General features: G+C 39.3%; 16 protein-coding genes. 13 read left to right on the forward strand and 3 right to left on the reverse strand.

What is annotated here, in order from left to right; genetic code table 11:
* Window positions 1–34: 34 nt before the first annotated feature.
* Window positions 35–256 (reverse strand): DeoR family transcriptional regulator, encoded by a 222-nt coding sequence (locus MHB51_RS00300; protein WP_042474511.1) that lies wholly within the window; start codon window positions 254–256, stop codon window positions 35–37.
* A 328-nt stretch (window positions 257–584) separates the two neighbouring features.
* Window positions 585–1,346, reverse strand: coding sequence for a formate/nitrite transporter family protein (locus MHB51_RS00305; RefSeq protein WP_066161859.1), 762 nt, complete (start codon window positions 1,344–1,346; stop codon window positions 585–587).
* A gap of 176 nt (window positions 1,347–1,522) precedes the next feature.
* Between MHB51_RS00305 and pepV the strand changes: the two genes are divergently transcribed.
* From pepV to MHB51_RS00340, 7 genes are all read left to right on the forward strand, one after another.
* Complete coding sequence (pepV, locus tag MHB51_RS00310; RefSeq protein WP_342558744.1) at window positions 1,523–2,908, forward strand: dipeptidase PepV; 1,386 nt, start codon at window positions 1,523–1,525, stop codon at window positions 2,906–2,908.
* 202 nt (window positions 2,909–3,110) lie between these two features.
* Window positions 3,111–3,962, forward strand: coding sequence for a D-amino-acid transaminase (dat, locus tag MHB51_RS00315; RefSeq protein WP_342559450.1), 852 nt, complete (start codon window positions 3,111–3,113; stop codon window positions 3,960–3,962).
* 155 nt (window positions 3,963–4,117) lie between these two features.
* Complete coding sequence (locus MHB51_RS00320) at window positions 4,118–4,264, forward strand: hypothetical protein (protein WP_342558745.1); 147 nt, start codon at window positions 4,118–4,120, stop codon at window positions 4,262–4,264.
* A gap of 154 nt (window positions 4,265–4,418) precedes the next feature.
* A complete protein-coding gene (locus tag MHB51_RS00325; protein WP_342558746.1) occupies window positions 4,419–5,402 on the forward strand; it encodes a nuclease-related domain-containing protein in 984 nt (327 codons plus the stop codon).
* The gene (locus MHB51_RS00330; protein WP_342558747.1) at window positions 5,402–6,322 is read left to right on the forward strand and encodes a diacylglycerol kinase family protein; all 921 of its coding nucleotides are present in this window, start codon (window positions 5,402–5,404) and stop codon (window positions 6,320–6,322) included. The genes MHB51_RS00325 and MHB51_RS00330 overlap by 1 nt, the downstream gene beginning before the upstream one ends.
* 120 nt (window positions 6,323–6,442) lie before the next feature.
* Window positions 6,443–7,099 carry a tRNA (guanosine(46)-N7)-methyltransferase TrmB gene (gene trmB, locus MHB51_RS00335; protein ID WP_342558748.1) on the forward strand — a complete coding sequence of 219 codons (657 nt, stop codon included), beginning with the start codon at window positions 6,443–6,445 and terminating at the stop codon, window positions 7,097–7,099.
* A gap of 192 nt (window positions 7,100–7,291) precedes the next feature.
* Window positions 7,292–8,158: an MBL fold metallo-hydrolase gene (locus MHB51_RS00340; protein ID WP_342559451.1), complete on the forward strand. Its 867-nt coding sequence runs from the start codon at window positions 7,292–7,294 to the stop codon at window positions 8,156–8,158.
* A gap of 343 nt (window positions 8,159–8,501) precedes the next feature.
* On the opposite strand, the gene MHB51_RS00345 is transcribed toward MHB51_RS00340, so the two are convergent.
* Complete coding sequence (locus tag MHB51_RS00345; protein ID WP_066161883.1) at window positions 8,502–8,816, reverse strand: peptidase M4; 315 nt, start codon at window positions 8,814–8,816, stop codon at window positions 8,502–8,504.
* 130 nt (window positions 8,817–8,946) lie between these two features.
* Here MHB51_RS00345 and MHB51_RS00350 point away from each other — a divergent pair, with 130 nt between their 5' ends.
* The 6 genes from MHB51_RS00350 (at window position 8,947) to MHB51_RS00375 (ending at window position 15,974) form a co-directional block, all read left to right on the forward strand.
* On the forward strand, window positions 8,947–10,026 hold the full coding sequence (locus MHB51_RS00350) for a M42 family metallopeptidase (protein WP_066161886.1): 1,080 nt from the start codon (window positions 8,947–8,949) through the stop codon (window positions 10,024–10,026).
* Window positions 10,027–10,170: 144 nt separating this feature from the next.
* Complete coding sequence (locus MHB51_RS00355) at window positions 10,171–10,689, forward strand: DUF84 family protein (RefSeq protein WP_066161889.1); 519 nt, start codon at window positions 10,171–10,173, stop codon at window positions 10,687–10,689.
* Between the two features lie 70 nt (window positions 10,690–10,759).
* Window positions 10,760–11,278 (forward strand): hypothetical protein, encoded by a 519-nt coding sequence (locus MHB51_RS00360; RefSeq protein WP_066161892.1) that lies wholly within the window; start codon window positions 10,760–10,762, stop codon window positions 11,276–11,278.
* Window positions 11,279–11,596: 318 nt separating this feature from the next.
* Entirely contained in the window at window positions 11,597–12,412 is an 816-nt protein-coding gene (locus MHB51_RS00365) for a DUF1444 domain-containing protein (protein WP_342558749.1), read from the forward strand.
* Window positions 12,409–13,023: a YtpR family tRNA-binding protein gene (gene ytpR / locus MHB51_RS00370; RefSeq protein ID WP_066161899.1), complete on the forward strand. Its 615-nt coding sequence runs from the start codon at window positions 12,409–12,411 to the stop codon at window positions 13,021–13,023. Before MHB51_RS00365 ends, ytpR begins: the two co-directional genes overlap by 4 nt.
* Window positions 13,024–13,340: 317 nt before the next feature.
* The gene (locus tag MHB51_RS00375) at window positions 13,341–15,974 is read left to right on the forward strand and encodes a DNA translocase FtsK (RefSeq protein ID WP_342558750.1); all 2,634 of its coding nucleotides are present in this window, start codon (window positions 13,341–13,343) and stop codon (window positions 15,972–15,974) included.
* Window positions 15,975–16,075: the final 101 nt, after the last annotated feature.

The raw sequence follows: 16,075 nt of genomic DNA on the forward strand, positions 1-16,075 counted from the left end.
CTTTTTGTTACGCTCTCCTAAAAAATAGGTAGAACTAAGATGTCAGTTTTACTTTTTTCTTCGTCGTTGTCCATTTACCTCGACTTGGGCTCATAACCAAGTCGTTGAAGGCTAACACATTCAAATCTCTTTGAATGGTGCGAGGAGTGATGTTGAACTCTTCGACTAAATCCTGTGTAGACACTTCTCCTTTTGTAAGAATAAACATATACACGTCTTTAATACGATTAAGCATTCTATCAGTAGTTGGTTTCATAATTAGTGAACCACTCCTTCGATCTTAATTCTCATGGCAAAGACTAGCGGACGACAATATGTGCGGAGTGCACGTAGGCTTTTGGTTTCTGCCCCAGACAACCCCTTTTCAAAAGTAATCTATCAGAACAAATATTCTGATAATATGATTATAGCGTATATGCTTCATAATTTCTATTAGTTTGAATGAATTCATAAAAAATTTACTTATTATTTACATGAGGTGAAGGAGCCGTCCACAAATATTTTTTCCGACGGCTGTAGCTTCTATATTTAATATTTGCTAAAGCCATCCGTATCTGTAGTTACTCACTGCAAAGGAATCCGTTTCAAAAGGACTTTTCAGACAATCCCTTTAGTGCTGTGTGCCAATAAACAAATGCAACAAACATGCCGCCAGCTATATTGCCTAACGTTACGGGAATAAGATTATAAATAAAATCACTAGCTATAAAAGGACTGTCTGGCATAAAATATGCGACAGCAAATAATGTCATATTTGCAATGCTATGCTCAAAGCTCATCGTGATAAAAGGTAAAATGCAGCAAAAAGTAAATAGTATTTTGGCGCTTTCTGATTGTAATTTAAAGCTACCCCAAACAGCAAGGCAAACAAGTACATTACATAAAACACCACGTGCAAAAAGCGCTAAAAAAGAAGGGGCTATTTTGCCTGTACTTGCTGTAATGACGTAGTCAGCTAATGCCCCACTCACTAATCCTGTTGCGACAAATGTAATAGCTAACAATAGTGCGCCTATCAAGTTGCCTATATAGCTCGTAAAAAACAATTTATATGTGTGCAACCAGCTAACTGATTTATGAAAAGAGCTGATTGGCATGATGAGGGCATTGCCTGTAAAAAGGTCAGCCCCTGCCATAATAACCATTGTCAATGCAATGCCGAATGTTGCGCCTTGCAGTAGCTTTAATACGGGTAAGTCCGTCATCTGCCCGCCTAATGTCATAAGGAGTAGCATACCAAAGCCGATATAAATACCGCCAAGCATCGTGTTGATGAGATAACTAAGCTTCTGATATTTGTATAATTCATTTCTATGTAGCGCTGTTGAAATTATTTTTTGTAGCATATGATTCCCCCATGACAATTTTCTTTAATCCTTATTAACAGGCTGTAAAAATCGATTGTTCGCTTCATTTTATTTTACCTCATTGCAAGAAAAAGGATAGTGAGCTAGTGCATTTTTCATTGTTTTTTCACATAGAAAGCGTAAAATAGACGATATTAGAAAAAGAGGTGGAAGAAATGAATTGGTTACAAATTGCGCGTGAGCGTCAAGAAGAATTGCTTGCAGAATTACAGCAGCTCATTTCAATTGAAAGCGTATTAGACGAAGAAGCTGCGTCAAAGGAAATGCCATTTGGTAAAGGACCTCTTGATGCTTTAGATTTTATGTTAAAGAGGGGCGAGGCAGCAGGTATGACAGTGAAAAATGTAGACCAAATGGCCGGCCATATCGAAATGGGCCAAGGGCAGGAGCTATTAGGTATTTTATGTCATGTAGATGTAGTGCCTGTAGGTGATGGCTGGACATATCCTCCGTTTGAAGGAGTAGTCGTCGATGGCAAATTGTACGGTCGTGGGGCGATTGATGATAAAGGGCCAACGATGGCTGCATGGCTTGCAATGAAAATGGTAAAAGATAGCGGTATCACTCTATCAAAAAGGGTGCGAATGATTATCGGCACGGATGAGGAAAGTGGTTTTCGCTGTGTAAAACGGTATTTTGAAAAAGAGGAGATGCCGACAATTGGCTTTGCACCAGATGCTGATTTCCCATTAATTAATGCTGAAAAAGGGATTGCACATCTCGTATTTTCTTTGAAAAATAAGCCAACTAGCAATGAACAATTATTATCATTTATTGCTGGAAAAAGAATAAATATGGTACCAGATTTTGCGGAGGCAAAAGTAGCGACAATTTCACAGCAGACTGCTGCAAATTTCCAAAAATTTTTACAGGAAAATGGGGCGGAAGGTTCTTTAACAAATGAACATAATGAATATATAATAACAGTAAAAGGAAAATCAGCCCATGCGATGGAGCCTGAAAAAGGCTTAAATGCTGCTGTACTACTAGCAAAATTTTTGACTACTGAGCTAGCTGGTAACGGTTTAGCCTTTGCTCAGTTTATTGTCGATGTTTTTGGCAAGGATCACTATGGTACGGCACTGCAATTAAATTATTACGATGAAATGTCTGGTGAAACAACATTAAATCCAGGCATGTTGAAATTTGATGCAAATGGTGGAACGATTGAGGTAAGTATGCGTTACGCCGTAACCTATTCCTTTGAGGAAAAGATGACAGCAGCACAACAAGTGCTTGCGCAAACGGATTTTACAATGGATATTGTCAGCAATTCAAAGCCGCATTATGTATCAGAAACAGATGAGCTTGTTCAAACGTTAGTGGCAGTATATCAAAAATATACGAATGACTTTTCGCAAGTTTTATCAACAGGCGGAGGCACATATGCGCGTGTATTAAAGAAGGGGGTAGCTTTCGGTATGCTATTCCCTGGAGAACCGGATGTTGCGCACCAAAAGGATGAGTTTGTTGAAATAGAAAATTTAGTAACTGCAGCAGCAATTTACGCGGAGGCTATTGCAAAGTTAGCAGGCGAATAAAGTAAAATTTCAATTAGTGGAAGCTTTAACGCATAGAATAGGCTAACAGCGACATAGTTGCATACAAGTATGGGGTTTTTAGTTAATGTATATGTTTATTGATTTTAAGGTTTTATTCATTTATCTTTTGCTGGCAGTCAGCGTGTAGATAGAAGATTTACTAATTGTTAATACGGAATAAAGTGGAGAAGAGGTATATATGATGGGGTATAGTTTATTAAATGATCGCATCGTTACAGATGAGGAAGTTGTTATTCATAAAGAGGACCGTGGTTATCAGTTTGGGGACGGAATTTATGAGGTAATTAAAGTGTATAATGGGCAATTGTTCACGGCGCAAGAGCATATTGATCGCTTTTATGTAAGCGCTGAAGAAATTCGTTTGACGATTCCTTATACGAAGCATAAATTGCACCAGTTATTGCATGAGCTAGTAGAGGCAAATGAGATTAATAACGGTCATATTTATTTTCAAATTACACGTGGCGCTTCCGCGCGTAATCATATTTTCCCGGGTGCTGACGTAGTGCCTGTCTTAACAGGAACAGCAGTGGAAACATCACGTCCATTCACTAACTTAGAAAACGGTGTGAAGGCAACCTTTGTAGAGGATATTCGCTGGCTACGCTGCGATATTAAATCATTGAATTTATTAGGGGCGGTATTAGCAAAGCAAGAAGCATTTGAAAAAGGCTGCTATGAGGCTATTTTACACCGAGCTGAAACGGTGACAGAGGGCTCATCAACAAATGTTTTCGGTGTGAAGGATGGTGTATTACACACACATCCAGCGAATAACTTCATTTTAAAAGGAATTACACGTCATGTTGTTTTACAATGTGCGCAGGAAATTGGCTTACCTGTGCAGGAGCAAGCGATGACAAAGCAACAGCTTCTAGCGATGGATGAGGTTTTTATTGCCTCGACAACTTCAGAGGTGACACCAATTATCGATATTGATGGTCAGCAAATTAATGGTGGTCAAGTAGGTGCATGGACACGCAAATTGCAAGCGCAGTTTGAGACAAAAATTCCAGCACCAGTTTCAATCTAAATAGAACGTCTGAAAAGCGTGCTAAGGCATTGCTTTTCAGACGTTTTTTTATTACCTTATAATAATCAAAAGCAATATTCCTTATCTTACTAGATAGAGTAGCGAGCATAGGGTTAACAGCATATCCACAATAGGATATATTTAACGCAAATGATATGTTTAAGGTGTGGAGTGCACTGCTAATAAAGGATTTACTTGTTGATGGGCGTGAAGAGCAGGATGCTCCTACGATTACTCATCGCAAAGTAAACTTTCATTTCGGCGACAAGCCGCCCCCGCAATGGAAATTAACGAATTGTTAAGTATTCTATGTAAAAGAAAGGCTAATCAACACGCATGGGATAATATTTCAATATAGCGGTGTGCTCGCCAGCTTTTAGACAAACTTATATTTTTTTGCTGGCGATTCATGTACAATAGATACTACGAAAGCAAGTAGATGGAGAGTGTTTTGCGATGGCTCAATTAGTAAAAATACAAGATTATATATCTCGCTATGAAATAGATTTAACGCGCTATCCTACACAGTTTGTTCGCTTGAAAAAAGTACAATGGGAGCGCATCAAACACCAATGGGAAACAGGCGGTGAATTAAACCAGCAGTGGGAGCATGTTGATACGACTGAGGATGTCGTTGAAAATGAGAAATCGAGGTTCGCATTTTTAAAGAAATTTTTCTCTCAAAAAAAGCAAATCATAGAGGAGCCTGCGACTGACGAAGTAGTAGCGGATGACGAATTTTTAGACGAGGAAACAACGCTGTTTTTTGAACCAAACATCGTTTATAATCCACAAACATTAGAGGAATTAAAGCGCATGTTTATGGACCAATTTTTCCACTTTCAAATGAAGTGGGCTAGCTCGACATTGCGTGAAAAATCATATGTTGACCCTAAGTATATGCGTGACACGTTACTACGCACATTATTACAAGACTTACCAGATAACTATTTCGTGTTTTATTACCCAATTTTACGTGTGAAAAAAGCGCCAATCGAGTTAGAGGTCATTGTGATTACGCCTGTTGAATGTGTTTGTATTACGGTAGTGGAGGAAGAAAATCAAGCTGTTTATGTTGGCGGTAGCGAACGTTTTTGGGTTAAAAAGGTAGGGAAGCAAGATAAAAAAACACTTAATCCTTTTATTCGATTAAATCGCATGGAAACATTGGTTAAGCAACTTTTTGAGCAAGCAGGCGTAGACATGCCGATACGTAAAGTGCTGCTTTCGCGCAATGGCTATTTTGATTATCCAGGCGCTGTTTATGGTGTGCAGTTTATTGATAAGCGTAAATATGCAGAGTGGCTTCAACAAATAAAGCGGACGGTTTCACCGATGAAGCATATGCAAATTCGAGCTGCACAGTCGATATTAGCGATTGGTCAAACTACATCGTTTCATCGAGATATATGGAGCGAGCAAAAAAAGGATGACGAATAATGCAGCTCCATATTATTTTGAATGCCTATGCAGGTAGTGGCAGAGGGCTTAAGCGTTGGCGAAGTTGGCAACCTGCTTTAAATATTCCTTACATACTACATACAACAGACTATAGAGGGCATGGCTTTAAAATTGCACAAGAAATTGCACAGCAGACAAAAAAACAGCAACGACCGACTTGTATTGTTATTATCGGAGGAGATGGGACAATTCACGAGGTCATAAACGGTGTGCTTCATTGTGAATGGATAACGATTGGCGTAATGGCTGGAGGCTCTGGCAATGATTATGCTAGAACTTATCCCACATTCCAAACGGTTGAGCAGTTGATAGACTTTGTACAGCAGCCTGCAAGAAGGCGGCACGACTGTGGTGTTGTCAAATTGCAAAAGGAGCACGCCTTTATGAATAATTGTGGCATTGGCTTTGATGCGGCGGTTGCCAAAGTTGCCAATGACTCAACTTTGAAAAGGCAGCTCGGCAAAATCGGGCTCGGTAAATTAAGCTATATCTACTTTTTAATTAAAGAATTATTTATTTTTAAACCGTTCGAATTAGAAATACTTGTAGATGGAGAACGACATCATATTCACAATGTTTGGTTTGCGACAGTATGCAATCAGCCCTACTTCGGTGGGGGTATGAAGCTTTCACCAGCATCGGAAACCGATGATCAAATGCTTGAGGTAATTGTTGTACATAATATATCAGCAATAAAATTATTATTTTTGTTTGTTACGATTTTTTCGGGTACGCATATTCGTTTACGGGAAGTAATACAGCTTACGGGGCAAAAAATTCAATTCACACATAAGGCAGAGCTGCCTTGTCATGCGGATGGGGAAATATTAACAGAGCCAAACAAGCAAATGCAGTTTCACATTGAGCCATTAAGCTGGTATGCGACAAAAAATAAGTGAATCAGTTATAATAAAGTGAATCTTCAGTCCGCGACAATTTTTCGGATTGCTGTATTGAAAAACATAGGCTAGGAACTTTGTAGCATAGAAAAGATGTAATAAAGAAATGAGGAAAAGTAAGTGAGATTAAGAAACAAACCGTGGGCAGAAGAATTTATTCATGCGCATCCAGATGTCATTTTGCCAAATCCAGAGCAGCATAAGGGCGATTGGTCAAATGTATTTGGCAATGACCATCCGATTCATATCGAAGTCGGAACGGGCAAAGGACAGTTCGTGCTAGGTATGGCGTTACAAAATCCAAATATTAATTATATCGGAATCGAGCTATATGATAGCGTGATTGTTAGTGCACTTGAGCGCATTGTTGAAGCCGACAAGCCTGCTAATTTACGTCTATTAAAAGTAAATGGTGCGAAATTACAAGACTATTTTGCCAAAGGCGATGTTAATCGTGTTTATTTGAACTTTTCAGACCCATGGCCAAAAGCACGCCATGCGAAGCGCCGTTTAACACATGAAAGTTTTTTAGCAATTTACGAAAATGTTTTAATTGAGCGAGGGGAAATTCATTTTAAAACAGATAATCGTGGCTTATTCGAGTACTCCTTAGTGAGCATGAATGCTTACGGTATGGCATTAAACTACGTCTCTCTCGATTTGCATGCAAATATGCCAGAGGATAATGTGATGACAGAGTACGAGGAAAAGTTTTCAGCAAAGGGGCAGCCTATTTATCGTTTAGAGTGTCAGTTTCGCAAGCAAATTGAAGCATGATTTATTGAAAATATAACTTATAAACGATAATCTTCACTGCGGTTGGTGCGGAGTAGCGATATCCTTATTCTAAACAGCTAATAATGTGTTGCTTATATAAATATTAGCTTGTTTTGTAAGGTGAAATGCCTTGTATTAGGCATACACCCGTTGATTACAGCTATTTTAATTTTTGAATTAGGGGGAGAAATGATGGATCAATATGTATTTCATAATATGAAACTATTTTGGTTAAATGGTGGGGTAACAGCTTTAGATGGAGGAGCAATGTTCGGTGTCGTACCAAGAGCGCTCTGGTCGCGCAAATACCCTGTTAATGAGCTAAATCAAATTGAGCTTGCATGTGAGCCCATTTTAATTCAATACGAAGGTAAAAATTATTTAATTGATTCGGGTGTAGGTGCAGGCAAGTTAACGGAAAAGCAGCTGCGCAACTTTGGTGTTTCCGAGCAGTCAACATTGGAAACAAGCTTAGCTGAGCTCGGCATGAAGCCAGAGGATATTGACGTTATTTTAATGACGCATTTACATTTCGACCATGCGGGTGGCTTAACACGCTGGGAGGGGGAGCAGCTTGTTCCGGTATTCCCAAATGCAAGGATTTACACGACGCAAATCGAATGGGATGAGATGCGTAATCCAAATATTCGTTCGCGCAACACCTATTGGAAGGAAAACTGGGAGCCTATTCAACATTTAGTGAAAACGTTCGAAGGGGAGCTAGAAGTAGCACCGGGCTTAAAAATGGTGCACACAGGTGGTCATAGTGATGGTCATGCCATTATTCGCCTAGAGCAAAATGGCGATGTGCTCCTACATATGGCAGACATTATGCCAACACACGCACATCAAAATCCACTATGGGTGCTTGCATATGATGACTACCCTATGACGAGCGTGTTTGCCAAGGAAAAGCTGATGAAGGAAGCATTAGAAAATGGCTATAAATTCATTTTCTATCACGATGCCTATTACCGTATGCTTCAATGGGACGCAACAGGCAAGGAAGTTGTTGACAGCTTAAAGCGCAGTAATGAGGCAGTGATTCAGTTTAAATAACAGAGGCGCCCAAAATGCCGTGCAGTAGCCGGCATTTTGGGCGCTGTTGTTTGCCGTTATTATAAAATGTTTGTTTATTAATATAGTGAGTGGATTACCTAATTATACATATGTTGAAGCTCGTGAAATGATTGAGCGGACGACTGGGGAGACAACCCGATATAATAAAGGTGATTTTCCAAAAGGGCAAGAAGGTATGTATTATATATACACAGATACATCTGTCTATATAGTAAATGCAGAAACAAGGAATTATGTAAAAGGTTGTATGAATAAAATGATTTGTTATAAAAGAAAAAAATCGCATGAAATCAGCACTTATGGTTTCATGCGACTTTTATATTTATAGCTTCGTCAGCTCTAAAACCGCACCTGAGCGGGCGTCTGCTGCGAATTCAAATGATTCCATTTCGCCGTCCATCATGCGTGAAATGCCACCGCGATAAACAGGAGCAGTTGTAAATCCGTTGTTAAACTCTTCTACTTTCATAAACACCCATGAGCCATCAATAGGTGCTTCTTTTTTAAATTCAGCCTTAATTTGCTGTAATACTGTATCTGCTGATAAGTAAGGATCGACGCGTTCACTTACCTCTTTAATAATAATTGCTGCTGCTAATCCCGTCGCTACCCCTAAAACAAAATCTCTCAATTTCATCTTTATTCCCTCCTTGCACTAACTTTATCACATATAAAAGAGCGTGTAAAAAATAGAAAATTCGAAGGGCGAAATACTTTTACTTTATGTTATAATAGATGCGTAAATTAACAAGGGGAGTGTATCATAAGTGAATCAAGAAACAATGCAACTTTTCAAAACATTAACAGAGCTTCCGGGAGCACCCGGAAATGAGCGTGCAGTACGTAATTTTATGCGCAGTGAGCTTGAAAAATATGCGGATGAGGTTATCCAAGACAATTTAGGTGGAATTTTTGGTGTTCGTAAATCTACACAAGCGGATGCACCAAAAATTTTAGTGGCAGGACATATGGATGAGGTCGCATTTATGGTCACATCGATTACTGATAATGGACTCATTCGCTTCCAAACACTAGGTGGCTGGTGGAATCAAGTAATGCTAGCACAACGTGTAACACTTTATACAAAAGACCGTGAAATTCCGGGGGTTATCGCTTCTGTACCACCGCATTTATTAACAGATGCGGAGCGTGCAAAGCCGATGGATATGAAAAATATGCTGATTGATATTGGTGCTGATTCTAAGGAAGATGCAGAGTCAATGGGCGTTCGTCCGGGACAATCTATTATCCCTGTATGCCCATTCACACCGATGGCTAATCCGAAAAAAATTATGGCGAAAGCTTGGGATAATCGTTATGGTTGCGGTTTAGCAATTGAATTATTAAAAGAATTAAAAGATGAGCAGCTAACAAATCATTTATATTCAGGTGCGAATGTAATGGAGGAGGTGGGCTTGCGCGGCGCTGGTGTTTCTGCCAATATGATTCAACCAGACCTGTTTTTTGCTTTAGATGCATCACCTGCTAACGATACATCTGGTGATAAATCGCAATTTGGTCAATTAGGGCAAGGTGCGCTAGTACGTATTTTCGATCGTACAATGATTACGCACCGTGGCATGCGTGAATTTGTATTAGATACAGCTGAATCAAACAAGATTCCATACCAATATTTCGTATCACCGGGTGGTGGCACAGATGCTGGTAAAGTTCACACACAATTAAACGGTGTACCATCAGCAGTTATTGGCATATGCTCTCGCTACATTCATACATCTTCATCAATTATCCATGTCGATGATTATGCGGCAGCAAAAGAACTATTAGTGAAGCTTGTTAAATCAGTCGACAACACTACACTAGAAACAATTAAAGCTAATGTTTAATAAACGAGCTATCGGGAAATCTACTTCCCGATAGCTTTACATATTTTAGCCCTACTCATGTAAATCGCAGTAAACGTAAAAACTGAATTTTTTTCGTACAAGAAGTATTTCCTTAATAAAGAAAATAAATAGGAGATGATGGCGTTGTTAGTAGCAATTGGCACACAAAATAAAGCAAAAACGAATGCGGTAGAAAAGGTGATTCACACTTATTTTCCGCAGGCAAATTTTGTTCATCTAAATGTAGAATCAGGCGTAGCAGCACAGCCTTTGTCTGCTGAAGAAACACGACAAGGGGCGATTAACCGCGCAAAAAATACTTTGCAACAAACAGAGGCAGATTGGGGTTTTGGCTTAGAAGGCGGTGTGCAGCCAGTAGGTGAAGAGCTGTACTGCTGCAATTGGGGAGCAGTTGCATTGAAGGATGGAACTGTTATTAGTAGTGCAGGGGCACAATTTGTTTTACCTAGGTCAGTAGCAAGCGAGGTACGAGCAGGGAAGGAGCTAGGACCAGTAATGGATGCTTTTGCAAAGAAGGAAAATACCCGTCACAATGAAGGCGCAATTGGTATTTTTACGAATAACTTGATAAATCGACAACAAATGTTTGAGCATATCGTAACATTGTTGGTCGGTCAAATAATGTATTTGGATAGGAAATAAGCAATGTATTTGCACATTTACCTCAAAATAAATTACAATATATGCTGTAATAGAAAGTGAGGGAATTTGTATGAATCGCAAATGGCTTCATGGCCTTGCAATTACGACGCTTGCATTTACGCTAACAGGCTGTGGCAAGTCAGTGCAGGAGCAAATTGAAGTTGGGGTGGCAAGCGCTGAAACAATTTTTCAGGAAAGTGCTGAAGCACCTAACACAACAATTGGTTCAATCGAATTGTTTGTACCTAAATCCTATACGGTAGAGCAAGGTGCAAATGAAATGAACTACATTTTAACTAAAGATAAAGATTCTTATATATTATTTGTCAATACGAATGAACAAGAAGACAGCAAGTTGCATTATGACAATCTCATTGCCGATGAAACGAAAAATATTGTGAAATCACAAGAAATTGAAACAACGAATGAATTTGGTTTTTCAGCAGTTGTTCAGCTTGATGACAAACAGTATGAGTTAATCGTGAGTAGTGGCGGTATTAAAATGACGACGCTTTCTGAAGATCGCAAAATCGAAGAAAAGCTACATACAATGATGCAAATTGTTCGTTCTGTACAAATTACAAAATAACGATATTTATTTTGATTGAGAATTAAAATAAGCCTAGGTAAATGCCACAGGTTTTGAAGCCAAGCTTGCTAAAAATCTGCTGGGATGGTTTTGATAAAGCGTCCAAATGCTACAGCAGGGCGCTCTTTTTTGTTATAATAATATCGGTTTATCCCGTATTAACAGGCTATAAATCCCTAGGCTTCAAAATAATATGTAAAGAAATATTGGAGTGTGGAACAAACAACGTAGAAAAAACCGATTGATGAAACGACCAATCAGTGGAGGATGAAAAAAACACTGAGGGAAGGTTCACTTTATTTAAAAGGAGGGACAAATGTGAAATCTCCAGAACTTGTGGAAACATTAAAAAAACAGCTTGGTGAGGAGCTTTTTGATTGGTCTTATGATAAAGAGACAGATAAAGTGCGTTTACAGCATAAAGTATTGCAGCGTGGGATGGATATTTCGTTGTCTGAAATATTAGCGAAGTATACGACGAAAAAACAGGCAGCAATCGATGAGGTTGTCTATACAATTGAGCAAACATTTGCAGCAATGCTACAGGAGCAGAAGGTAGGTTTTGAGCAATTGTCTGCGGTTTACCCAATTATTCGTTCAGGCTCATTTCCGAAAAAGTCCAAGGACGGGCACTCATTCATAACGACAGAACATACGGCGGAAACGCGAATTTTTTATGCACTTGATTTAGGAACAACGTATCGTTTAATTGATGAAGCAATGCTAGAAAAGCTTGGCGTTACAGCGGAGCAAGTGCGAGAGATTGCACGCTTTTCAGTGAAAAAATTGCCGACCGCAACGAAAAAAGATGAGGTAGCAGGCAGTATATTTTATTTTGTCAATCATAACGATGGTTATGATGCAAGTCGTATTTTAAACGACCAGTTTTTAAAGGAGATGGCCGCGCAAATTGAAGGCGATATGACCGTATCTGTGCCGCATCAGGATGTGCTAATAATAGGTGATATTCGCAATGAAGTAGGGTATGATGTATTGGCGCAGATGACGATGCACTTCTTTTCTGTAGGAGCGGTACCTATCACATCTTTATCGTTTATTTATGATGAGGGCAATTTAGAGCCAATTTTTATTCTCGCAAAAAACAAAGTAAAAAAGGAGCAAGAGAAAAAATGAATGTAGCATATAACAAAGAGCATGTTGGTGATGTGCTTTTAGTACAACTAGCAACAGAGAAAATTATTACAACAGTAGTGGACAGACAAGGCGATGTAGCTTTATTAAAAGAAGAAGCAACAGGGGAAGTAAAGGCATTCAACTTATTTAATGCCAGCAAATATATCGAGCTGACAGCAAGAGGCATTGTAGAGCTAACGCCAGAGCTTGTGGAAAAAATCGAAGCAGCATTAACAGCAAATAATGTCACATTATCATTAGATGTGGATTTTTCACCGAAATTCGTTGTCGGTTATGTAGAAACGAAGGAGAAGCATCCAAATGCTGATAAATTAAGTGTTTGTAAAGTAAATGTAGGCGATGAAACACTGCAAATCGTTTGTGGTGCACCGAATGTAGAAGCGGGACAAAAAGTAGTTGTCGCAAAAATTGGTGCAGTTATGCCTTCAGGTTTACTCATTAAAGAAGGAAATTTACGCGGGGTAGATTCATTTGGTATGCTATGCTCAGCACGTGAGCTAGAAATTCCAAATGCGCCTTCTGAAAAAGGAATTTTAGTATTGGCGGAAGATGTTGAAGTAGGTTCAGCGTTTGAAATTCCAACGCGCTAAAATTTTAGAGGCTGTTTGAAAAGGTATTCTCTTTTCAAACAGCCTTTATTTTTGCCTAAGGCTAACCTCACCTCAAAATGAATTATTCAACAAAGGCTTAAAAACACACATTTTAAAATTAAAAAGAACAAGGTAAAACGTGTTTTTTCTTTCATCTAATTGTGAATCATCTTTCAACAAGTCGATAAACCTCCCTTTCTCTTAATATTTCCCTATTTGCACTGGGTAAACTCTGCCTCAATGGCTTAAAATATGGTATGCTTTTAGTATTCTATTTTCTAAAATAATGAGTTTTTTTTAAAGAAAAGAGTGAGCATATGAATTGGTTTAAAAAGCAAATAAATAAAATTTTATATACAGATGAGGAATATGATGAGTACGAGCAAGAGGTTGAGCAAAACGAGCAGTTTACGCAACAGCCGCAAATGAAAAAGACAACCTTCCGTTTCCCCCTTATTGCAGATGAGGAGTTAATCGAAAAAAAACCAGCGCCTCAAGCGATGCAGCAACGTCAAATGGACAATATAGAAATAGACCAGTCAACATTTGAGTTGCCAAGGCATTTACGAGAGGAGCAGCAGGAGATTTATGATGTAGAGGTATCAGGTATTCGCGAACTATTAGCGCGCAGACAAAAAAACAAAGGGCAGGTCAATGTTTTTCGTAGTCAGCCGCAGGGACGGCGTAATAATTCTTTGAGAGAAGAAAAAGATTTTTTAACGCCTACAAAATCTCGTGAGAAAAATGAGCCAAAGCAAACAACGGTTAGTCCTTTACAAAATCGTAAACGCTTTATACCAACTGATGTACCATCGCCCGTTTACGGTTTTGGTAAGCCTAAGCCGATTGAACAATTGTTGCCGAAGAAAGATGAAGAACTTGCAAAACCGATTGTGCCAGAGGAGCAATCGGCGTCAGCGCCACAATTCACCGAAGCGCCGTTCATCGAAGAAATCCCACAAGCACAAGAGTTAACAGCAACATTTGAGGCCCCATCTTTATCAACGATTGAAATATTAGAGGATGGTCAAGCACCACAGCCAGTAGATTTGAATACATCTGATTATAAGGATATAGAGCAACCGCCTATTATGGATGAGCAGGATGAGTTTGATTTGCTAAGTGAATTGAAGGTGGAAAATTTAAAAATTGAAAACTCAACAATCCATATCGGTCAATTGCATGTGGAGCAAGCGCCGCCATCAGAGGAAGGTGCTATTGAAACAGGTGGCAGCCGTTTGCCATTTAATGTTTTAATGTTAAAGTCTGATAAGCAAAAGCAGCTTGCAAAGGAATTTGTTAAACAACATCTACAACAGCAAGAAATGAAAATGGTGAAAGAAGAGCATGAACAGCAAGTTACAGCTACTCTAGTTCAAGAAAAGCAGCCAATTGAAATGGCATTACAACAACAAGTAAAGACTGTTGAAACCGCGCATGAAGTAAAAAATCAGACGGAGGAGCAGTCACCTGCTAAAGCTACTGCTGCAGTAAAGGAAACGCCGATGCTGCAAGAGAAAACAGTTACTGCTGCTCAGCCAAAGTCGCACTATGAAAAACCTTCTACCACATTTTTAGCGCCTGCTGAGCAAAAAACGGAAGATTATGATTGGATGGAGCAACAAGCGGAGGCATTGGTAGAGGCGCTTTCTTATCATCAAGTGACTGCGCAGGTCGAATCAATTATGCAAGGACCGGCTGTAACACAATTTGAAATTACGATTGGGCAAGGCACGAAGGTAAGTAAAATTCGCAACTTAGCTGATGACTTAAAGCTAGCGTTAGCGGCGAAGGATATTCGAATTCAAGCTCCAATTCCCGGAAAGCGCACGATTGGTATTGAAATACCGAATTTAATTTCTCGTGCTGTCCGTTTATCGGAGGTAACGAATAGCGTAGCCTTTAAACAATCAGAATCGCCAATGGAGGCGGCACTTGGTTTAGATTTAACTGGTAAGCCAGTTACATTAGATTTGCGAAAAATGCCACATGGCTTAATTGCAGGTGCTACTGGCTCTGGAAAATCTGTTTGTATTAACTCAATTTTGGTTAGTCTATTATATAAAGCAGATCCAAATGAATTAAAGCTTATGCTAATCGACCCAAAAATGGTGGAGCTAGCCCCATTTAATCATATTCCTCATTTAGTTAGCCCTGTTATTACAGATGTGAAGGCAGCAGCGGCAGCTTTAAAATGGGCAGTTGAGGAAATGGAGCGTCGCTATCAGCTATTTATGCATGCAGAAGTACGTGATATAACACGTTTCAATGCGATAGCAGAGGCAAATGGACAATACGCACAAAAGCTTCCATATTTATTAATTGTAATTGATGAATTAGCCGATTTAATGATGATGGCACCTACAGATGTAGAGGATGCCATTTGCCGTATTGCTCAGAAGGCCCGCGCATGTGGTATTCACTTAATTGTAGCGACACAGCGTCCTTCTGTAGATGTCATTACAGGCTTAATTAAGGCCAATATTCCAACGCGTATTGCATTTGCGGTATCATCACAAATTGACTCACGCACGATTCTTGATATACAAGGAGCAGAACGTTTGCTTGGGCGTGGAGATATGCTGTATTTAGGAAATGGCATGTCAGCACCACAGCGTATTCAAGGGACATTTGTAACGGATGACGAGATTGAGGAAGTAATTCGTTACGTGCGTAGCCAAGGACAGCCTGATTATATTTTTGAGCAAGAGGAGCTATTAAAGAAAGTTGAAACAATTGAGGCACAGGATGAACTTTTTGAAGAAGTATGTCGCTTTGTTTATGAGCAGGGAGCTGTTTCTACATCGTCAATCCAACGTAAATATCATATCGGCTATAATCGAGCAGCAAGGCTGATAGAAATGTTAGAGAAGCATGGTTTTGTGTCAGAGCAGAGAGGAAGTAAGCCACGAGAATCTTTCATCACAGAATCTGATTTAGAAAACTTATAAAAGTGCCAGGCACCGAAACAATTCTGATAATTTACTACAATTTAGCAGAAGATTGTTCAAAAAAGTTAGTTGAATGAAGCTTTTTCCGTATTAACAGGCTG

Origin of the sequence: Metasolibacillus sp. FSL K6-0083, assembly GCF_038630865.1 — a bacterium.
GTDB classification, from domain to species: domain Bacteria; phylum Bacillota; class Bacilli; order Bacillales_A; family Planococcaceae; genus Metasolibacillus; species Metasolibacillus fluoroglycofenilyticus.